Here is a 21,038-nt window from a genome sequence, read left to right as displayed (position 1 = left end):
CATGTTCAGAAGTTACCTGCGGTTGCTGCTGTTCACCTTCGGCCTGCTGGCCGGTATCCAGGTCCCGGGGCTGGTCAAGGACTATAGCCAACGGGTGGAGGCGCACCTGTTCGAATCACGCGAGGCGCTTGATGGGTTCCGGCAAACGGCCGAGCGCTTCTTCAAGGGCGACTTGCAGGCGTTGCTGCAGCATTACCGCAGCAGTGACGACCCGGTGTTCAACAGTGATGCCAACAGCATCGAAAGCCTGATGATCCGCAACCAACTGCTGGAAAACGAATGGCAGGCGCTGCAAGGGCCTTGGGCCCAGCGTACCTGGCATGTGCTGGTGCAGGCCGACCCGCAGCTGCGCGAAGAAACGCTCAATGGTTACAGCTACCAGATCCTGCTGGTGCCCGAGGCGATTGGCTGGGGTGTTGGCGCGGGGTTTGTGCTGGCCTTCGTGGTTGAAAGCCTGTTGCTGGGGCTTGGCTGGGTGATCCTGGGCGGGCGGCGCAGGGCGGTGAAAGAAAGCTGGCGCTAGGCTGCACGGCGCCTGTGGGAGCGGCCCTTTCGCGACACAAGGCCGCTCCCACAAAGACCGCGTTAGCCGGTCAGATGAGTACTATCCGCTGCCCACCCACATCCCGCGCATACCGCTCCAGCACCTGTCTGCACACCCCGACCACTTCATCGACCAACGCCACCCCTGTCTGCCACGCCACCACCAACTCCAGGCTAGGCGGCGGTTGCAGCCCTTGAAGCAACACCAGCTCACCCCGGCCCAACTCGGCATCCACTAATGCCGGCGGCAGAGCGCCAATGCCAAAGCCGTCGCGCAAAAGCCGGGTAATCGCCGCCACCGAGTTCACGCAGTTCAACCGCGGCGCCTCTGCCCCCGCAGCCTGCAGCAGGCTAAGCACTTCTTGGTGCGGCCGTGAATTTTTCGAGAAGGTAATGATGCGCTCGCGCCCAAGCTCGGCCAGCGACGCATAGTCCCGGTGCTGGTGAGAGCCGGCAGCCACTACCCAGCCCATCGGGTAGCGCGCCAGGTCCAGGCTGCGGATCGACTGCTCGCGCAGCAGGTCGGTCTGCAAAATCACGTCGAGAAAACCCTTCTGCAACTGCTCGCGCAGGTTCAACGCGGTGTCGGCCACCAGTTCGATTTCCATCTGCGGGTAACGCTCGGTCAACTCGGCCACCAGCGCGCTCATCCAGGTGTGGATCACCGTGTCCATCACCCCGATGCGAATGCGCCCGACTTTTGCCCGGTCGCTGTCCAGCGACTGCTTCATGGCCTTGGCGGTTTCCAGCATGCGTTCGGCGTACTCCAGTACCTTGCCGCCTTCCGGGGTCAGGCTCACCCCGCGCGAATCGCGCAGCAACAGCTTCACACCAAGGTCTGCCTCCAGCGCGGCAATGCGGCTGGACACGGAAGCTTGGGTGGTGAACAGCTTTTCTGCCGTCAGGCGGAAGCTTTTCAGCCGGGCGACCCAGACGAAGGTTTCGAGGAAGCGAAGGTTCATGATCAGTTTTTCTTGTTCCAGACCGGCGGTTTTTATCGTTGGACTCAGTTGTCGCGGCCTCTGAACAATGGCACCCAGGCCGCGACGCTTTATGTCGCCCATAAAACAATACCAACAAGCCGAGGCATCCATGAACCCCACCGGCGTGCAGCAGCAGGTCAGTTCTCCACCGTCGTCCGGGCCTTTCGCCTGGTACCGCGACATCGACAAACAGCAACGGCGCACCTTCTGGAGTTGCAAGATCGGCTATGGCCTGGACGGCATGGACACGCAGATGCTCAGTTTTGTCATCCCCACGCTGATCATGCTGTGGGGCATCACCACCACCGAAGCCGGGTTGATCCATACCAGCACGCTGATCGCCTCGGCCGTGGGCGGCTGGATCGCCGGAATCCTTTCCGACCGCATCGGCCGGGTGCGCACCCTGCAATTGACGGTGCTGTGGTTCGCTTTCTTTACCTTCCTTTGCGGCTTTGCCCAGAACTACGAACAGTTGCTGATCGCCCGGACCCTTATGGGCTTTGGCTTCGGTGGTGAATGGACCGCTGGCGCGGTGCTGATCGGCGAGGTGATCCGTGCCCAGGACCGTGGCAAGGCGGTAGGCATGGTGCAGTCCGGCTGGGCCATCGGCTGGGGCCTCACGGCGATTCTCTACGCGCTGCTGTTCTCCTGGCTGCCGCCAGAACAGGCCTGGCGCGCGCTGTTCCTGCTGGGGCTGGTACCGGCGGTGTTCGTGATCTTCGTGCGCCGCCTGGTCAAGGACCCGGAGGTGTACCGCGAGGCCAAGGCGGTGGAAAGCGCCGAGGCACCTTCGCACTTCTACGAAATCTTCGCCCCGGGCATGCTCTGGACCACCGTTCGGGCGTCGCTGCTGACCACTGGTGCACTGGGTGGCTACTACGCCATCACCTCGTGGCTGCCGACCTTTCTCAAGAACGAGCGTGGCCTGAGCGTGCTGGGCACCGGTGGCTACCTGGCCATGGTGATTGTCGGCTCCTACGTGGGCTATGTGGTCAGCGCGTACCTGTCCGATCTGCTGGGGCGCAAGAAGAACTTCATCCTGTTCGCCGTGGGTTCGTTCGTCATCGTGCTGCTATACACGCAGCTGCCGGTCAGCGATGGCGTGATGTTGTGGCTGGGCTTCCCGCTGGGCTTCTTCGCCTCGGGCATCTTCAGCGGCATGGGGGCGTTTTTGACCGAACTGTTCCCTACGCGCATTCGTGGTTCGGGGCAGGGCTTCTGCTACAACATTGGCAAGGTCATTGCGGCGTTGTTCCCGTTGCTGATCGGCATGCTCGGCCAGAACGTGCCGCTGGGCGTGGGTATCGGGGTGTTCTCTGCGGTGTCCTACGGCATTGTGATCGTGGCGGCCCTGAGCCTGCCGGAAACACGCGGCAAACAGCTGCAGGCGCGGTAAGGTAAGCCTATGAACAACAACAAGGGAGACCGCGTGGTGGAACGCCTGCTACTCAATTGCGACATGGGCGAGAGTTTCGGCAGCTGGCGCATGGGCCTGGACGCCGAGGTAATGCCCTACATCGATTGCGCCAACATTGCCTGTGGCTACCACGCCGGCGACCCCGGCATCATGCGCCGCACCGTGGCCTTGGCGCTGGAGCATGGGGTAACCATCGGCGCGCACCCGGCCTACCCGGACCTGGTCGGCTTCGGCCGCCGCTCCATGGCCTGCAGCCCCGAGGAAATCCGCGACCTGCTGCACTACCAGATCGGTGCGCTGGACGGCATCTGCAAAGTGCTGGGTGGCCGCGTGGCTTATGTGAAGCCCCATGGCGCGCTGTACAACGACATGATGGCCGACCCGCTCAAGCTGCGTACCGTACTGGAAGCTGTGGCGGCCTACGAAAGCAACCTGCCTCTGATGCTGATGGCCACCGCCGACAACCGCGCCGCCCAGGCCCTGGGCGATGAAATCGGTGTGCCGCTGTGGTTCGAGGCGTTCGCCGACCGCGCCTACACCGCCAGCGGCCACCTGGTGTCGCGCCGTTTGCCTGGCGCGGTGCATCACGACCCGGCGTTGGTGGTGGAGCAGGCGGTGCGCCTGGCCCGTGGCGATACGCTGGTGGCGGACGATGGCAGCGCCCTGCGCCTGCAGGCCAGCACCCTCTGCGTGCATGGCGACAACGACAGTTCGGTGGCGGCGGTGCGGCAGATACGCCAGGCTCTCGACGCCCTGGAGCCGCAATGAAAGCGCGTATCGAAGTGGTGGCCATCGACAGCCTGATGGTGCGCCTGTTCGACCGGATCGACGAGGCCAACATGCCGTGGATGCTCGCCGCCAGCCAGCGCCTGAGCGGCGTGTTCGGCGAGCACCTGCTGGACCTGGTGCCGTCCTACACCACGCTGATGGTGCAGTTCGACCTGCCACCGGGCGAGGCGAGGGCGCTGATCAACCAGGCGCTGGAGGGTTTGCAGCCAGACACCGGCAGCGGCGGCCGGCGCCACGAGATCCCGGTGTGGTACGACGCCAGCGTCGGCCCTGAACTGCCTGTGCTGGCGGCCCGCAGCGGGCTGAGTGAAGCCGAGGTTGTGCGCTTGCACAGCGAACGTGATTATCCCGTGTTCGCCTTGGGCTTCGCCCCCGGTTTCGGTTTCATGGGCCTGGTCGACGAACGCCTGGCCAGCCCACGCCTGAGCACCCCGCGCAAGCGGGTGGCGGCGGGTAGCGTGGGCATCGCCGAGCGCCAGACGGCGGCGTATCCGGCGGTATCGCCGGGTGGCTGGAACCTGATCGGGCGCACGCCGGTGCGCCTGTTCGACCGTGACCGTGACGGCTACAGCCTGTTGCAACCCGGCGACCGGGTGCGTTTCGTGCCGGTTTCGCGCAGCGAGTTCCTGGCGATGGGCGGCGACGTGGAGGCCCAAGGATGAAGCAATTGAAGATCGAGGCCAGCACGCCGCTGTGCCAGTTGCAGGACGCCGGGCGCTTTGGCGTACGCCACCTGGGCGTGACCCAGGGCGGGGCGCTGGACTGGGTGGCGATGCGCTGGGCCAACTGGCTGCTGGGCAACCCGTTGGGGGCGCCGGTGGTCGAGGTGGCGCTGGGTGGCTTTTGCATGGTGGCCGAACAGGACTGCGTGCTGGCCCTGGCCGGTGCCGACCTGGATGCCCGAGTCGATGACCAGCCTGTCGCGCCCTGGCGCAGCTTTGCCCTGGGCAAGGGCCAGCGCTTGACCCTGAAGCAGCCAAAGCAGGGTGTGCGAGCATACCTGGCGGCACCGGGCGGGTTCCTGGGCGAAGATGTACTGGGCAGTTGTGCCACGGTGGTACGTGAAGCACTGGGTGGCATCTGTGGCCAGGGTGCGGCGCTGGCCAAAGGCCAGGCGTTAGCGTTTACCGGTAGCGATGCAACCCTGCGCGAGGTGCCGCCAGCGCTGCGTCCGCAGTACGCAGAAAAGCCTGTGCTCGACCTGGTGATGGGCGCACAGATCGGTGATTTCAGCGGTACCAGCCTGTTCGAAGCCTTCAACCGGGAGTGGACGCTGGACAGCCGGGCTGACCGCATGGGCATCCGCCTATTGGGGCCGCAGCTGGTTTACCAGGGGGCGCCGATGATTTCTGAAGGGATACCGCTGGGGGCGGTGCAGGTGCCGCCTGATGGGCAGCCGATTGTGTTGCTCAATGATCGCCAGACCATTGGCGGATATCCGCGGCTGGGGGCGTTGACGCCGTTGGCGCTGGCGCAACTGGCGCAGTGCATGCCGGGGGCGGTGGCGCGGTTCAGGGCGGTGGTGCAGGATGAGGCCTGGCGTGAGCACCAGGTTTACATGGGCCGTTGGTTGTAAGGCTGCTGGCCCTTTCGCGGGCTTGCCCGCTCCCACAGGTATTCCACAAACCTCAGGGTCTGTGGTGCACCTGTGGGAGCGGGCGAGCCCGCGAAAAGGCCGGCACCGGCAACATCACTTGGACAGGTAGCGCATCCCTTCTTCCAGCCCCTGCAAGGTCAGCGGGTACATCTTGTCCTCGATCAGGTCCCGCACCAGATGGGTCGATGCGGTATAGTCCCAGGCCTGCTTGGGGTACGGGTTGATCCAGATGATCTTCTTGAATTTTTCCATGAAGCGCTGCAGCCACACATACCCGGCCTCTTCGTTCCAGTGCTCCACGCTGCCGCCCGGCTGGGTGATTTCGTAGGGCGCCATGGCCGCATCGCCGACGAACACCACTTTGTAGTCGTCGCCATACTTGTGCAGCAGGTCGAAGGTGGAATAGCGCTCCGAGGTGCGGCGCAGGTTGTTCTTCCACACCGACTCGTACACGCAGTTGTGGAAGTAGTAGTACTCCAGGTGCTTGAACTCGGTCTTGCAGGCCGAGAACAGCTCTTCGCAAACCTTGATGTGGGCGTCCATCGAGCCGCCGATGTCGAACAGCAACAGCAGCTTTACCGTATTGCGCCGCTCGGGGCGCATCTGGATGTTCAGCAAGCCGGCGTCGCGCGCGGTATGGTCGATGGTGCCGTCGATATCCAGCTCTTCGGCGGCGCCTTCACGGGCGAACTTGCGCAGCCGGCGCAGGGCCAGCTTGATGTTGCGCGTGCCCAGTTCAACCTGGTCGTCGAGGTTCTTGTACTCGCGCTGGTCCCACACCTTTACTGCCTTGCCCTGGCGTTTGCCAGCCTCGCCCACGCGGATGCCTTCGGGGTTGAAGCCACCCGAGCCGAACGGGCTGGTGCCGCCGGTGCCGATCCACTTGTTACCGCCGGCATGGCGTTCCTTTTGCTCCTCAAGGCGTTTCTTGAATTCCTCGATCAGCTTGTCCAGGCCACCCAGGGACTGGATCTGCGCACGCTCTTCATCCGTGAGCGAACGCTCGAACTCCTTGCGCAACCAGTCTTCGGGGATCAGCGCCTCAATGTGGCGGTCGAGGTTTTCCAGGCCTTTGAAGTAGGCGGCAAAGGCCCGGTCGAACTTGTCGAAATGGCGTTCGTCCTTCACCAGGATGGCGCGCGCGAGGTAGTAGAATTCGTCCATGTCGGCGAACACCACATGCTTTTGCAGGGCCTGGTGCAGGTCCAGCAACTCGCGTACCGACACCGGCACCTTGGCCGCGCGCATTTCATTGAACAGGTTGAGCAGCATGGCCCGGCTCCTGTCAGCGGTTGCCGCGCCGGCTCATGAAGGCCAGGCGCTCCAGCAACTGCACGTCTTGCTCGTTTTTTACCAGCGCGCCGGCCAGCGGCGGGATGGCCTTGGTCGGATCGCGCTCGCGCAGTACGGCTTCACCGATGTTGTCGGCCATCAGCAGCTTGAGCCAGTCGACCAGCTCGGAGGTGGACGGTTTTTTCTTCAGGCCCGGCACCTTGCGCACGTCGAAGAACACATCCAGGGCTTCGCTGACCAGCGACTGGCTGATGTTCGGGTAGTGCACGTCGACGATCTGCTGCAGCGTGGTGCGGTCGGGGAAGGCGATGTAGTGGAAGAAGCAGCGGCGCAGGAACGCGTCCGGCAGCTCTTTTTCGTTGTTGGAGGTAATAATGATGATCGGGCGCTGTCTGGCCTTGATGGTCTCGTCGATTTCGTAGACGTAGAACTCCATCTTGTCCAACTCTTGCAGCAGGTCGTTGGGGAACTCGATGTCGGCCTTGTCGATTTCGTCGATCAGCAGGATGACCCGCTCATCAGCCTCGAAAGCCTCCCACAGCTTGCCCTTTTTCAGGTAATTGCGCACATCGTGCACCTTGTCCACGCCCAGCTGCGAGTCACGCAGGCGGCTGACCGCGTCGTACTCGTACAGGCCCTGGTGGGCCTTGGTGGTGGACTTGATGTGCCAGGTGATCAGCCGTGCGCCGAACGAGGCCGCCAGCTGCTCGGCAAGCATGGTCTTGCCGGTGCCGGGCTCGCCCTTGACCAGCAGCGGGCGTTCGAGGGTGATGGCCGCGTTTACCGCCAGTTTCAGGTCGTCTGTGGCGACGTAGTCGCGGGTGCCTTCGAACTTCATGGGTCTGTCCTCTGCCGTATGCCTGTCAGGGCCTCTTCGCGGGCACGCCCGCTCCCACAGGTATTGCACACATTCCTGGAGCTGTGGGTTACCTGTGGGAGCGGGCGTGCCCGCGAAAGGCCCAACACCTGTTTTCGATTTGTTACCGACTATAACGCGGGGTTGAGCGGCTGGAAACGCAGACCGGGTATTCAGTCCCTGAATGCCCCGTCACGCCCACTCAGTCGGAATCCGGCGCCCCTCGCTCGTATCGGGCATTGAACGCCTGGATAAACCCGTTGCGCAGGATTTGCAAAAACGCCCCGAAGGCGCTGATATCCTGCTTGCGCACGCTGCCACTGAGCTCCACCCGGGTGGCAAACTGGTTTTTCGGCTGGTTTTTCAGCACCGTCTCGGTCGCCCCCACCACCGCTTCCCACACCGAGCGGAAGAAGCCCTTGTCCTTTTCCTCGACGTCCTGTTGCCAGTCGAATACATCGACATCACGCAGCAGCGGTTTTATGTAGCCGTTTAGCCGGCCGTTTTCCGCCTGCGCCTCGATGACCACGTCCCCGTGACCGGCATTGAAATCAAATTTGCCATAGGCGCTGGCGAAGTCGTTCAATTTGCGTAGCTCGATGCCGGTGGCGCGCAGCCTGAATTCGAAGTCATCGAAATCACTGAACGGGTCGAACGTGGCACGGCTTTCTACCTTCGCATCGCCCGCGATCAGGGCAGTACCTTCGAAACTCGCATCGCGACGGCCTTTGGGGTCTCGAACATTGGTCAGGTTGCGGATGTTGGCGTTCAGCTGGGTGGCCTTGAGGTCGACCGGTGGCTTGGAGTTGAAGTTGCGGAACGTCAGCACGCCATTGTCGATGCGCACTTCGTTGAGCGTGATGGGCAGCAGTTTTTCCAGTTGCTGGCGCCAGTCGGTACCCCGGCCAGTCTGCGACGCTTGCTTGGTGCCACCGTCGACGAAGTTCAGCTCCGGGCGCACGAAGGTCACCTCGGCCACCACCGCTCTGTCGGACCACAGCGAATGCCAGCTCACCGAAAGGTCGATCAGCGGCGCGTCCAGAAACGGTACCGGTACCTTGCCGCTGGTCTTGACGATCTTCAGCCCGTTGATCTGGTATGCGCCGCGCCACCAGGCCAGGTCCACGTCGGCGATCTGGCCACGGTAATCACCCATGTCGGCCAGTTTGTCGTTCAGGTAATCGCGCACCAGGTAGGGCAGGGCCAGGTGCAGGGCTACCAGCAGCACGATCAGGCTGCCCAGGCCGATCAGCGGCCAGCGGTAACGGGCTCTCATCAGGGCGTCTCCAAGGCGGGATGTGTGGTTGACCGCAACGCGCCCGGTCGAGTTCGAACAGGCTTTACGGGCCACCGGTCGGGGCTTACCCTTGGGGTCTTTCCCTGCTGTTTTTCATGCCAAGGACCCCTGCCATGAGCCGTATCTTTGCAGACAACGCCCACTCCATCGGCAACACACCGCTGGTGCAGATCAACCGCATCGCCCCGCGTGGCGTGACCATCCTGGCCAAGATCGAAGGGCGCAACCCGGGCTACTCGGTCAAATGCCGCATTGGCGCGAACATGGTCTGGGACGCAGAGAGCAGCGGCAAGCTCAAGCCGGGCATGACCATCGTCGAGCCTACCTCGGGCAACACCGGTATCGGCCTGGCCTTTGTTGCCGCCGCCCGTGGCTACAAGCTGATGCTGACCATGCCAGCCTCCATGAGCCTGGAGCGGCGCAAGGTGTTGAAGGCATTGGGCGCCGAACTGGTGCTGACCGAGCCGGCAAAAGGCATGAAGGGCGCCATCGAGAAGGCCAACGAAATCGTCGCCTCCGACCCGGCCCAGTATTTCCTGCCTGGCCAGTTCGAGAACCCGGCCAACCCGGCCATCCACGAAAAAACCACCGGCCCGGAAATCTGGAACGACACTGACGGCGCAGTCGACGTACTGGTGGCGGGCGTGGGCACCGGCGGCACCATCACCGGTGTGTCGCGCTACATCAAGCACACCCAGGGCAAGGCAATCCTGTCGGTGGCTGTCGAGCCCGTGTCATCGCCGCTGATCACCCAGACCCTGGCGGGCGAAGAGCTCAAGCCCAGCCCGCACAAGATCCAGGGCATTGGCGCCGGTTTTGTGCCGAAAAACCTCGACCTGTCGATTGTCGACCAAGTGGTGACGGTGACCGATGAAGAGTCCAAGGCCATGGCCATTCGCCTGATGCAGGAGGAGGGCATCCTTTGTGGTATTTCGTGTGGTGCGGCAATGGCCGCCGCGGTGCGCCTGGCCGAAAAACCCGAAATGCAGGGTAAGACCATCGTCGTAATTTTGCCCGATTCGGGTGAGCGTTATCTGTCGAGCATGCTGTTCAGCGACATGTTCAGCGAGCAGGAAAACCAGCAGTAATCGGCCTCGCCGCTGATCCGGCGCAACGTTTGGCGGCGTGGTTTATTGCAAAATCTTCATGAATGCGATCCCGCCCGGGTTGTTTTTACCGCGGCGGGATCGGTTTATGATGGCAGGATGATTTTCAGGAGCCAGGCTGCGCAGCCCTGTCTCCTTTCCAAGGAGTGAAGCATGACCTTTTCCTTTGCAGCCAAGGCGGGTGTCCTGCTGGTGTTCTTCGGCAGCGTGCTGTTCGTGCACCTGCGCGGCAAGGCTCGCCTGCCGGTGTTGCGCCAGTTCGTCAACCATTCGGCGCTGTTCGCCCCCTACAACGCCCTGATGTACCTGTTTTCCGGCGTGCCGTCCAAACCCTACCTGGACCGCCAGCGCTTCCCTGAGCTGGACGTGCTGAAGGACAACTGGCAAGACATCCGCGAAGAGGCCATGCGCCTGTTCGATGAAGGCTACATTCGCGCCGCCGAAAAGGACAACGACGCCGGCTTCGGTTCGTTCTTCAAGAAAGGCTGGAAGCGTTTTTACCTGAAGTGGTACGACAAACCGCTGCCTTCGGCCGAAGCCCTGTGCCCGCGCACCGTCGAGCTGGTCAGCAGCATCCCCAACGTCAAGGGCGCGATGTTCGCCCTGTTGCCCGGCGGCAGCCACCTGAACCCGCACCGCGATCCGTTCGCAGGCTCGCTGCGCTATCACCTGGGCCTGTCCACGCCGAATTCCGATGCTTGCCGCATCTACGTCGATGGCGAGGAATACGCCTGGCGTGATGGCGAGGACGTGATGTTCGACGAAACCTACGTGCACTGGGTGAAGAACGAGACCGACGTTACCCGGGTGATCCTGTTCTGTGACATCGAGCGCCCGCTGAGCAGCCCGCTGATGACCCGCATCAACCGCCAGGTCAGTGCTTTCCTCGGCCGCGCCACCGCGCCGCAGAACACCGACGACGAGCGCGTGGGCGGCATTAACCAGGCGTATGCCTGGAGCAAGCGGTTCAGCAATAAAATCAGCACCCACGTGAAGCAGTTCAAGCGCGCCAACCCCAAGGCCTACCGCGTGCTGCGGCCGGTGCTGGCGGTGGTGGTGGCATACGCGTTGTATCGCTGGTTGTTCTGATTCTGCGAGTGGGGGCGCAAAACGCCCCCACTATTTTTTCAGGCCGGTTCCAACGCCTCGACAATCTTCCCACGGCTAAGGTGCACCACCTTGTCCGCCGTATCGAAATACCGGTCGTCATGCGAGATCACGATGATGGTCTTGCCCAACCGCTTCAGGTCCGGCAGCAGCTCGTTGTAGAACACCCGGCGGAAGGTCGGGTCCTGGTCCGCCGCCCATTCATCGAACACCAGCACCGGCCGCCCGTCCAGCCAGGCATTGACCAGCGCCAGGCGCTTGCGTTGGCCTGTCGACAGGTCGGTGGTGGTAAAGGCGCCATCACGCACGCTGACCTTGTGGGCGATCTCCAGCCGTTCCAGGTAGCGTGTGGCATCGCTGGGCAGGCTGTGCTCGTGCTCTGGCAGGTCTTCGAACAGGTAGTAATCGGCGAACACAGTGGTAAACAGCTGGCGGTAGTCGTCCAGCCCCTCCGGGCCGACAGCCTTGCCGTTCAGGCGCACTTCGCCACGCTGCGGGGTGTACAGGCCCAGCAGCAGCTTGATCAGCGAGGTCTTCCCGCAGCCGTTTTCACCGACGATGAACAGGATTTCGCCCGGCTCGATGCTCAGGTTCACCGGCCCCACGCGAAATGGCTCGTTGCCGTCCACAGGCGGGTAGGCGTACTCGACGTTGTGCAGTTCCAGGTGCGCGGTAGCCAAGGCCTCGCGCTTGACCGGCGGCTCCAGCAGCAGGTGCGGCTCGGGCGACGAAAAGCGCTCGGCCAGGTCGGCAATGCGGCGGAAAGCCACCTGGGCGCGGCCAAGGATTGGCAGGTTGCCGATCAGCGTCTCCAGTGGGCCTTTCATGTACAGCAGCACCAGCACGAAACCGCTCATCACTGCCGGGTCGTTGCTCGGCCATAGCGATTGAAGGGCCAGGGTAAGGCCGATGACCACGAAGAACAGCATCGAACCCAGGCTCTTGGCCACCACGAAGATGTTGATGGCGCGAATGTGGGTGTTGGCGATGAAGTCGGCGGTGCCCTGGATATTACGGGTGAGCATGGCATGGCGGCGGCGGCGGTCGATGCGCAGCTCCTTGGCGCCTTCGGCGATGGCCGAGTAGTGCTTCTGCAGGTTGTCTTCGGCATCGCGAGCGGCGTTGAAGCCGGCCAGGCCTTTTTGCCGGGCGATGTACTGCACACCACTGCCGATGCCGATGGCCACCAGGGTGATGACGAAGATCGGCCACGACAGCCAGGCCAGGTAGGCCATGCAGCCGGTCACCGTGGTCAGCGAGATGGCCAATGGGGCGAAGGCGAAGGCGAAATCGCTGATGGTATCGACGTCACGGGTCAGCACCGGGATCAGGCGGTGAGTGCGGTAGCGCTCGATCTGTTCGATCGGCGCCGACAGCACTTTGGCACCCAGGTCCTTGCGCAGGCGGGCAATCACTTTCTGGCCGACGTAATTGGTGCCGCTATCGGCCGCCACGCTGCTGACCAGGGCCAGTACGCACAGGCCGGCGAAGGCCAGGATCACACCCTGGCTCATGCCGCCGTCAGCGTGCAGGCCTTGGTTGACGGTAGCCAGCAGGGCAGTCACGGCGAGGCCGCCGAGCATGCCCAGCAGCACCGACACGATTACCGCAGGGCGGTAGGGTTTGAGCAGGCCCAGCAATTCGCGGATGGCCCCGGGAGAGGAGGTTTTCATGAAGCGTGATCTCGCTGGTGAGGTGGGGGCGGGGTCAGCTGCCAAGGGTCAGGGTGCCCTTCATCAAGGTGCTGTGGAACGGGAAGGAACAGTAGAAGCTGTAGTCGGTACCGGTCTTCAGCGACCGGGTGTCGAGGGTGACGCTGTCCTTTTCGCCGCCGCCGATCAGGCGGGTGTGGGCGATGACCCGGGTGTCGCCAGGTTTCACATAGTCCTGCGCCTCGCCGGCCTTCTGGCCTTCATCCAGCACGCCTTGCATGTCGGCTGGGGTGCTCAGCACCCAGTTGTGACCCATCACGTTCTTTGGCATGTCACCGGGGTGGGTGAGGGTGACGGTGAACGAGGTGCACGCCTTGGGTACGGTGATGGCGGCCTTGTCGAAGGTCATCTGGTCGGTGCCATGGATTTCCACGGCGCATTGCTCCGCCGACCAGGCGGCAGGGGCCGCGGCAAGCAGGGCGAGGAGCAGAAGCTGGCGAGTCATGTACGGTTCCTGGGCGATAAAAGGGTCACATCGTTCAGACGAACCGGCGCGGCTGCGCTTTACCTGCGTGTGCTGCCCTGGTGAATTTCCCGCTGGCCCGCTCGTTCATCTAGTCAGGCGCCGCCATGGCGCAAAACCCGATTACGCCGCCAAAGCGGCCCTGGCTTGAGGTGACCGTACATGAGTGAACTGCTGAGCTTTGCCATCGAACCCCTGGACGCCACGCGCGGCAACCTGCCGCTGCTGGTGCGCGCACCGGAGCCGGGGATTGACCTGCTGGAGGCCTTTGCCGAATTGCAGCCGCTGGTGGACCGGCACCTGCTGCAGGCGGGTGGCATCCTGTTCCGCGGGTTCGAGATCGGTGGCGCCGAAGCCTTCCGTCAGTTTGCCGCCTCTTTCGGGCACCCGCTGCTCAATTATGAGTTTGGCTCCACGCCACGCAGCAACGTGACCAAGGGCGTTTACACCTCAACGGAGTACCCCGCACACCAGAGCATCCCGCTGCACAACGAGCAGGCTTACACCCTGGAATGGCCAATGAAGATCTGGTTCTACAGCGTGATCCCCGCCGAGACCGGTGGCGAGACGCCGATTGCCGACAGCCGGGAGGTGTACCGGCGCATACCGGCGCGCATTCGCCAACGTCTGGAAGAGAAAGGGCTGATGTACGTGCGCAACTACGGTAACGGCCTGGACGTGGAGTGGTCGCAAGTGTTCAACACCGAAGACCCGCGCCAGGTCGAGGCCTACTGCCGGGCGCATGCCATCGAGTGTATCTGGAAGGACGACGGCGAGCTGCGCACCCGCCAGCGTTGCCAGGTGGTGGGGCGCCACCCCGTGACCGGGGACAATGTGTGGTTCAACCAGGCGCACCTCTTTCATGTGTCGAACCTGCAACCAGAAGTGCGTGAGTCGCTGATGGACATCGTCGAGGAAGAGGACCTGCCGCGCAACGTGTACTACGGCGACGGTACGACCATCGAAGATTCGCTACTCGATGAAGTGCGCGGGGTGCTGGATGACTGCACCATCAGCTTCCCTTGGCTGGCGAATGATGTGCTGATGCTCGACAACATGCTCGCGGCGCATGCGCGGTCGCCGTTTACCGGCAAGCGCAAGGTGGTGGTAGCGATGGCTGAGGGGCATTCCGAACTGCTGCGCTGAAGGGCTCTGAAGTACCGTGTTCCTGCAGGGTTATCCCTGTCCTCAGGAACGATGCAGGACCTGTGGGAGCGGGTTCACCCGCGAAGAATCCAGCGCGGTGAATGGCACCGGCTTTGCCGGTGTTCGCGGCTGAAGCCGCTCCCACAGTGATTGCGTCAACTTTTAGAGTCTCGGCAAGCCCGTTCTCCGCCGCCCCCCTAAATCAGCCCCCCATGCCTTCGTCTGACAGTTACCGCTCGACTGCCAGGACACCGCTCGACATGAATGCTGATCAAACGCTCAAGCTCGCCCGCCGCTTCATCGAACTCAGCCCCGACAAGCGCCGCCTGTTCCTCAAGGCGCTGCAGGGCGAGGGCATGGACTTTTCCGTGCTGCCGATCGCGCCCGGTGTGGAAGTAGCTGAGCGCGACCAGCTATCGTATGCCCAGCGGCGCATGTGGTTCCTCTGGCAGCTCGACCCGCAGGGCGCGGCGTACAACCTGCCCATGGCTGTGCGCTTGCATGGCCCGCTGGACCTGGCTGCCCTGCAGCACGCCTTCGACGCCCTGATCGCCCGTCACGAAACCCTGCGTACCCGGTTCGTCGCCGATGGCGATGACGTACGCCAGCAGGTCGATGCGGTCGCTGCCCCGTTGCAGTTGCGCCAGGATGCCCTGGCCGAACTGGATGAAAGTGCCCGCCAGGCCGCTGTCGAGTCCATCGCCGAAGCCGAGGCGATGGCCCCGTTTGACCTGGCCAGCGGCCCGCTGCTACGTGTGCGCCTGCTGCAACTGGCCCCGCAAGATCACGTGTTGCTACTGACCCTGCACCATATCGTCGCCGACGGTTGGTCGATGAACGTGCTGATCGACGAGTTCCTGCGCCTGTACGACGCCGCCGTGGCGGGTGCCGACGCCACCCTTGAGCCGCTGCCAATCCAGTATCGCGACTATGCCCTGTGGCAGCGCAGCTGGCTGGAAGCCGGAGAGCAGGAGCGCCAGCTGGCTTACTGGCAAGCCCGTTTGGGTGATGACCATTCACCGCTGGAACTGCCATTGGACCGCACACGGCAGGGCCGGCCCAGCTACCGGGGCGCACGCCACGAGTTCTCCATCGCCGCAGACGTTGCCGAGCGCCTGCGGAGTGTGGCCCGCAAGCACAACGTCACGCTGTTCATGGTCCTGCTGGCTGCCTTCAAACTGCTGCTGCAACGCTACAGCGGCCAAGCCGCAATCCGTGTCGGCGTGCCTATCGCCAACCGCAATCGTGCAGAAGGCCAGGGCCTGATCGGCTGCTTCATCAATACCCAAGTGCTACACACTGAGATCGACCCGCTGCTTGACATCACTGGCCTGCTGCAGTGCGTGCGCGTGACCGCTTTGGGCGCCCAAAGCCACCAGGATTTGCCATTCGAGCAGTTGGTCGAGGCCCTGGAGCTGCCGCGCAGCACCGAGAGCCCGCTGTTCCGCGTGTTGTTCAACCACCAGGCGCAGGTGGCGGATGTGCAGGCCATTGAAACCCGCTCCGGCCTGAGCCTGGCGCCGATCACGCTGAAGAAGCACAGCGCCCGCTTCGATCTGGCATTGGACACACACGAGCGCGCCGGGCAATTGCACGCGGCGTTCACCTACGCCACCGATGTGTTCGACGCTGTTACTGTCGAAGCTCTCGGCGAGCAGTGGCTGGCCCTGGTGCAAGCGCTGGCCGATGAAACCGGTGGTGCTGTCGGCGAGCTGGCATTGCCGGGCCTGGCCGTTGCCCAGAGTGAGTTGAAGCCGGTCGAGGCAACCCGGCTGGTGCACCAACGATTTGCCGCTGCCGCCAGCAGTCACCCCGAACGTACGGCGGTAATGGCCGCGGGCGAGCAAGCCAGTTTTACCGAGCTCGATGCCCGTGCCGAAGCTATTGCCGGCCGCTTGAGCCAGGCCGGGGTAGGGCCGGACACGCTGGTCGGCGTGCTGGCCGACCGCAGCGTTGGCATGCTCGCCAGCATCCTGGGTGTGCTCAAGGCCGGTGGCGCATACCTGCCGCTGGAGCCTGAACAACCTGCCGAGCGCCTGGCCTACATGCTGGCCGACAGCGACACGCGCCTGGTGCTGGCACCCAGTCACTGGCAGGCTGAACTGGCTGATGGCGTGCAGCGCATCGACTGGGCGCAAACGGGTAGCGCCAGTACCGTTCGCCCAGCGCCCCAGCCGGCCAACCTGGCCTATGTGATCTACACCTCTGGCACCACCGGGCAGCCCAAGGGCGTGGCGATCAGCCACGGCGCTCTGGCCAACTACGTGGATGGCATCGCCGCGCGCCTGCCGGTCGAGCGCATCCGCAGCATGGCCCAGGTTTCGACGCCGGCCGCCGACCTGGGCCACACCATGTTGTTCGGTGCCCTGTGCGGCGGCCACACTCTGCACATGCTGTCGCGTGAACAGGTATTGGATGCCGAAGGCTTCGCTGCCTACCTGGCCGAGCATCAGGTAGACGCGCTGAAGATCGTGCCGTCGCACCTGGAGGCGATGTTGGTGGCTGGCCGTTCGGCGCTGCCAGCGCAGTGCCTGGTGCTGGGCGGTGAGGCCATCAGCCCGGGCCTGCTGGCTAAAATTAGCCATTTGAACCCGGCGCTCAAGGTGTTCAACCACTACGGCCCGACCGAGACCACTGTCGGCGTGTTGGTCGCTGAACTTGACGAGCAAGCCCGCCTCGGCCAGCCATTGGCCAATACCTGCGTTGCGGTACTCGACCGTTGCCTGCAACCGCTGCCGGCCAAGGCCAAGGGCGAGCTGTACATCGGTGGCGCCGGGCTGGCCCGTGGTTACCTGAATCGCCCGGCGCTCACGGCCGAGCGCTTCGTCCCTGATCCAGGCGGCAGGCACGGCCAGCGGCTGTACCGCAGCGGCGACTGGGTACGCCAGGGCAGCGACCTGCAATTTGCCGGGCGCATGGATGGCCAGGTGAAAATCCGTGGCTACCGTGTGGAGCTGGCCGAAATCGAAAGCCAGCTGCGTGCGCTGGAGGGTGTCGCCAACGCGCTGGTGCGCGTGCATGGCCAGGCACCGCAACTGCAACTGGCCGCATGGCTGGTGCCCAGCCAGGTGCCGGCCGACAGCGTGGCCTGGCAGGACGCGATCCGCGCCACCCTCAAAGGCCTGCTGCCCGAACACATGGTGCCAGCCTATCTGATGGTGCTGGAGCACCTGCCTTTCACTGTCAACGGCAAGGTCGACGTCAAGGCGCTGCCAGAGCCGGTCGCGACACAGGTGGTTTACCAGGCACCGCAGAATCCGTTGCAAGTGCAGCTGGCACAAATCTGGGCCGAAGTCCTGCAAGTGCCGCAGGTGGGCCTGACTGATAACTTCTTCGCCCTTGGCGGCCATTCGCTGCTGGCCACCCAGGCCGTATCACGGGTGCGCAAGCAATTGGGCGTGGACCTCCCGCTGCGTACCCTGTTCGATACCGTCGACCTGCAAGCCTTCGCTCAAGCGGTAGCCGAGGGAGAGCAGGGCGCCGGGCTGGAGATCGAAATCCTTGACCGGCAGCAGCCGCTGCCAGTGTCTCGCTCGCAAAACCGCCAGTGGCTGTTCTGGAAGCTGAACCCCGAAAGCCTGGCTTACAACACGCCAATGGCTGTGCGCATGCAGGGCAATCTTGACCGTGCAGCGGTGCAGGCTGCGCTGGACGCCCTGGTCGCCCGTCACGAATCGCTACGCACGGTGTTCGTGGAGGCTGAGGGCCTGCCTTGGCAGCGCATCCAGCCGGCGGCTTCGGTGCCGATCGGCTTCGAAGATATCAGCGGCCAGGACCACGCGGCGCAGATGCGCAAGCTGGAAGCCCAAGCGTTCGTCCCGTTCGACCTGGAGCACGGCCCGCTGCTGCGTGCCCGCCTGTTCAAGGTGGATGCGCAGGAGCACCTGCTGTCGCTGACCCTGCACCACATCGTTTCCGACGGCTGGTCGATGAGCCTGCTTGTGCGCGAGTTCGCCGCTGCCTACAACGCTGCTGCCACTGGTCAGGTGCACGCCGTCGAACCGCTGGCGGTGCAGTATGCCGACTTCGCCGCCTGGCAGCGCAAATGGCTTGCCGAAGGGCAGATGCAGGCCCAGATCGACTTCTGGAAGACGCGCCTTGAAGACGACTTCGAAGTGCTCGAACTGCCCGCCGACCGCATTCGCCCGCAGGTCAAAAGCTACCAGGGCAGCCGCTTCGACGTGCGCTTGCCGCTGGCCCTGACCGAGCGCCTGCGTGCACTGGCGGTGGCATCCAACGCCACGCTGTTCCATGTGTTCCTGGCGGCTTACGCCATCGTGCTTTCGCGCTACAGCCGCAAGGGCACGCTGAACATCGGCGTACCGGTCACCAACCGCAACCGCCTGGAGCTGGAAGGGCTGATCGGCTTCTTCATCAATGTGGTGGTGGCACGGATCGGCGTGGATGGCAGCCAGCCGTTCCCCCAGCTGCTGGCCGCCATCAAGGAAACCACGCTGCAAGCCCAGGCCAACAAGGATGTGCCATTCCTGGAGGTGGCCGAAGCGCTGTACCCAGACCGGGACCAGGGCGTGAACCCGTTCTTCCAGGTGCTGTACAACCACCTGCGCGACTTGGGCGAGCAGGTGTCCAGCGATGCCCTGCACGGCCTGAGCGTCAAGGAAGTGGACCTGCTGGAGCCGGGCGCGCAGTACGACATTTCGCTGAACACGCTGGAGCGCTCCGATGGCGTGACGGCTTCATTCAATTACTCCACCGACCTGTTCGACGCGGCGCGTATCGAGCGCATGGCCGGGCACTGGCAGGCATTGCTGGAGGCCATCTGCGCCGAGCCGCAGCGTTGCATTGCCGAGCTGGACTTCCTTGGCATCGCCGAGCGCCAGCAGTTGACCCACGATTGGAACCCCGTGCCTCAAGCCACCAGCGGGTTGTGCGCGCACCAGTTGTTTGAACACCAGGCGCGTGAGCGGCCAGACGCCTTGGCGCTGATTTTTGACGACCAGCAGATGACCTATGCCGAGCTGGACCGTAGCAGCAACCAGCTGGCGTATCGCCTGCGGGCACTGGGCGTAGGCCCGGACTGCCTGGTCGGCGTTGCCGTTGAGCGTGGCTTGGGCATGGCCTTGGCACTGATCGCCATTCACAAGGCCGGAGGCGCGTATGTGCCGCTGGACCCAGACTACCCGCAGGATCGACTGGCCTACATGGTCGAGGACAGCAAAATCGGCTTGCTGCTGGCCGATGCCGCCTCGCGGGAGCGCCTGCAGCTGGCCAAGCAGCTGCCTTGCCTGGTGCTGGAGCCTGGCAGCGAGTGGTTGCAAGCCTGGCCAGCCGAGCCGCTACCGAACCTGGTTACGCCACAGAACCTGGCATACGTCATCTACACCTCCGGTTCCACCGGTATGCCCAAGGGCGTGGCCATCGACCACCATGCCTTGTCGGTGTTCTGCCAGGTGGCCGGCGACTATTCGCGGTTGAGCCCGCACGACCGTGTGTTGCAGTTCGCCACTTTCAGCTTCGATGGCTTCATCGAGCAGTTCTTCCCGCCGCTGGCCTGCGGCGCCTGCGTGGTGCTGCGCGACCTGCGGCTGTGGGATACAGCCACCTTGCTGGACGAAATCAACCGCCATGGCGTGACCGTGGCCGACCTGCCGGCCGCCTACTGGCGCCTGCTGGCGCTGGAGCGCCGTGCCCCCGAAGCCTATGGCCGCCTGAAGCAGATTCACGTGGGCGGCGAAGCAGTGCCGGAAGACGCCCTGCGCGCCTGGCTGGCGGATGGCCCACCAGCCGTGCGCCTGCTGAACACCTATGGCCCGACCGAGGCCACCGTGGTCGCCACCACATATGACTGCTCGCAGATGACCGAGCAGCAGATCAGCCTGGGTGGCGTACCCATCGGCCGCGCCTTGCCGGGCCGCAGCCTGCATGCGCTGGACGATGGCTTGGCGCCGACCCCTGTGGGTGTCCCCGGTGAGCTGTTCATCGGCGGTGCAGGCTGCCTGGCACGCGGTTACCACCAGCGGCCATCGCTCACTGCCGAGCGCTTCATCCCCGACCCGTTCGACCCGGTTGGCGGTGGCCGCCTGTACCGCACCGGCGACCTTGGCTACTACGACGAAAACGGCCAGCTGGCCTATCGCGGCCGGGTCGACCATCAGGTGAAAGTACGAGGCTTTCGCATCGAGCTAGGCGAAATCGAGCAGTACCTGCGGGCGCACCCGGACGTGCGCGAGGCCACCGTGCTGGCCATCGACCTGCCCAGTGGCAAGCAACTGTGTGCCTATGCCGTGCCAGCCGAAGGCCACAGCGGCGACTTGCGCATGGCACTGAAGCAGTACCTTAAGGCCAGCCTGCCGGACTACATGATCCCGTCTTACCTGGTGACCCTGCCAAGCATGCCACTGACCCCCAGCGGCAAGCTCGACCGCAAGGCGCTGCCGCTGCCCGACCCAAGCCAGCCGCAGCATGACTACGAGGCGCCACAGACCGAGCGGCAACAGCAGCTGGCCGCGCTCTGGGCGCAGTTGTTGAACGTTGCCCGGGTGGGCCTGAACGACAACTTCTTCGAGCTGGGCGGCCACTCCCTGCTGGCCGCTCAGGCGGTGTCACGGATCAACGTGGAGCTGGGGCTCGACGTGCCCCTGCGGCTGATCTTCAGCCACCCCGAACTGCGCGCGTTCGCCCAGGCACTGGACGAGCAAGGTCTGTCGCTTTCCGACGACGGCCTGAGCGATATCGAACAAATGATGAACGCATTCACAGAGGCCTGAC

15 protein-coding genes are annotated in these 21,038 nt (G+C 63.9%); 9 read left to right on the top strand and 6 right to left on the bottom strand.

Features of this window, described 5'->3' with window-relative positions:
* Position 1 precedes the first annotated feature (1 nt).
* Complete coding sequence (locus WF331_RS01675; RefSeq protein WP_016498385.1) at positions 2-523, top strand: DUF2937 family protein; 522 nt, start codon at positions 2-4, stop codon at positions 521-523.
* Between the two features lie 70 nt (positions 524-593).
* On the opposite strand, the gene WF331_RS01670 is transcribed toward WF331_RS01675, so the two are convergent.
* Positions 594-1,505: a LysR family transcriptional regulator gene (locus WF331_RS01670; RefSeq protein ID WP_063427355.1), complete on the bottom strand. Its 912-nt coding sequence runs from the start codon at positions 1,503-1,505 to the stop codon at positions 594-596.
* Between the two features lie 130 nt (positions 1,506-1,635).
* Here WF331_RS01670 and WF331_RS01665 point away from each other — a divergent pair, with 130 nt between their 5' ends.
* Genes WF331_RS01665 through WF331_RS01650 form a run of 4 tightly spaced genes read left to right on the top strand, consistent with a single transcriptional unit; the run spans position 1,636 to position 5,308 of the window.
* Positions 1,636-2,922 (top strand): MFS transporter, encoded by a 1,287-nt coding sequence (locus tag WF331_RS01665; protein WP_340622600.1) that lies wholly within the window; start codon positions 1,636-1,638, stop codon positions 2,920-2,922.
* Between the two features lie 9 nt (positions 2,923-2,931).
* Positions 2,932-3,711 carry a 5-oxoprolinase subunit PxpA gene (locus WF331_RS01660; RefSeq protein WP_340622599.1) on the top strand — a complete coding sequence of 260 codons (780 nt, stop codon included), beginning with the start codon at positions 2,932-2,934 and terminating at the stop codon, positions 3,709-3,711.
* Positions 3,708-4,394 carry a 5-oxoprolinase subunit PxpB gene (gene pxpB, locus WF331_RS01655; protein ID WP_016498388.1) on the top strand — a complete coding sequence of 229 codons (687 nt, stop codon included), beginning with the start codon at positions 3,708-3,710 and terminating at the stop codon, positions 4,392-4,394. The genes WF331_RS01660 and pxpB overlap by 4 nt, the downstream gene beginning before the upstream one ends.
* On the top strand, positions 4,391-5,308 hold the full coding sequence (locus WF331_RS01650) for a 5-oxoprolinase subunit C family protein (protein WP_340622598.1): 918 nt from the start codon (positions 4,391-4,393) through the stop codon (positions 5,306-5,308). The genes pxpB and WF331_RS01650 overlap by 4 nt, the downstream gene beginning before the upstream one ends.
* A gap of 114 nt (positions 5,309-5,422) precedes the next feature.
* On the opposite strand, the gene WF331_RS01645 is transcribed toward WF331_RS01650, so the two are convergent.
* The 3 genes from WF331_RS01645 to WF331_RS01635 all read right to left on the bottom strand — a co-directional run bounded on the left by WF331_RS01645 (position 5,423) and on the right by WF331_RS01635 (position 8,754).
* Positions 5,423-6,601, bottom strand: a complete 1,179-nt coding sequence (locus WF331_RS01645) for a vWA domain-containing protein (protein ID WP_284359854.1) — start codon at positions 6,599-6,601, stop codon at positions 5,423-5,425.
* 13 nt (positions 6,602-6,614) lie between these two features.
* Positions 6,615-7,460, bottom strand: a complete 846-nt coding sequence (locus tag WF331_RS01640) for an AAA family ATPase (RefSeq protein ID WP_016488585.1) — start codon at positions 7,458-7,460, stop codon at positions 6,615-6,617.
* A gap of 220 nt (positions 7,461-7,680) precedes the next feature.
* Positions 7,681-8,754, bottom strand: coding sequence for a DUF748 domain-containing protein (locus WF331_RS01635; RefSeq protein WP_340622597.1), 1,074 nt, complete (start codon positions 8,752-8,754; stop codon positions 7,681-7,683).
* A gap of 134 nt (positions 8,755-8,888) precedes the next feature.
* Between WF331_RS01635 and cysK the strand changes: the two genes are divergently transcribed.
* Both cysK and WF331_RS01625 read left to right on the top strand, forming a co-directional pair.
* Complete coding sequence (gene cysK / locus WF331_RS01630; protein WP_016498392.1) at positions 8,889-9,863, top strand: cysteine synthase A; 975 nt, start codon at positions 8,889-8,891, stop codon at positions 9,861-9,863.
* Between the two features lie 171 nt (positions 9,864-10,034).
* Positions 10,035-10,970: an aspartyl/asparaginyl beta-hydroxylase domain-containing protein gene (locus WF331_RS01625; protein ID WP_284359852.1), complete on the top strand. Its 936-nt coding sequence runs from the start codon at positions 10,035-10,037 to the stop codon at positions 10,968-10,970.
* 38 nt (positions 10,971-11,008) lie between these two features.
* Here the strand turns inward: WF331_RS01625 and WF331_RS01620 are convergent, their stop codons facing one another.
* Both WF331_RS01620 and azu read right to left on the bottom strand, forming a co-directional pair.
* Positions 11,009-12,661 carry a cyclic peptide export ABC transporter gene (locus WF331_RS01620; RefSeq protein WP_340622596.1) on the bottom strand — a complete coding sequence of 551 codons (1,653 nt, stop codon included), beginning with the start codon at positions 12,659-12,661 and terminating at the stop codon, positions 11,009-11,011.
* 34 nt (positions 12,662-12,695) lie between these two features.
* Positions 12,696-13,145: an azurin gene (gene azu, locus WF331_RS01615; RefSeq protein WP_016498395.1), complete on the bottom strand. Its 450-nt coding sequence runs from the start codon at positions 13,143-13,145 to the stop codon at positions 12,696-12,698.
* A gap of 180 nt (positions 13,146-13,325) precedes the next feature.
* On the opposite strand from azu, the gene WF331_RS01610 reads away from it, so the two are divergent.
* The gene (locus WF331_RS01610; protein ID WP_284359849.1) at positions 13,326-14,309 is read left to right on the top strand and encodes a TauD/TfdA family dioxygenase; all 984 of its coding nucleotides are present in this window, start codon (positions 13,326-13,328) and stop codon (positions 14,307-14,309) included.
* A gap of 260 nt (positions 14,310-14,569) precedes the next feature.
* Positions 14,570-21,037, top strand: coding sequence for an amino acid adenylation domain-containing protein (locus WF331_RS01605; protein WP_340622595.1), 6,468 nt, complete (start codon positions 14,570-14,572; stop codon positions 21,035-21,037).
* Position 21,038: the final 1 nt, after the last annotated feature.

Source organism: Pseudomonas sp. YNh, assembly GCF_037993085.1.
Classification (GTDB): domain Bacteria; phylum Pseudomonadota; class Gammaproteobacteria; order Pseudomonadales; family Pseudomonadaceae; genus Aquipseudomonas; species Aquipseudomonas putida.
Note: the sequence above shows the minus strand (reverse complement) of the source record. Positions and strands in the feature narration are given on the sequence as shown.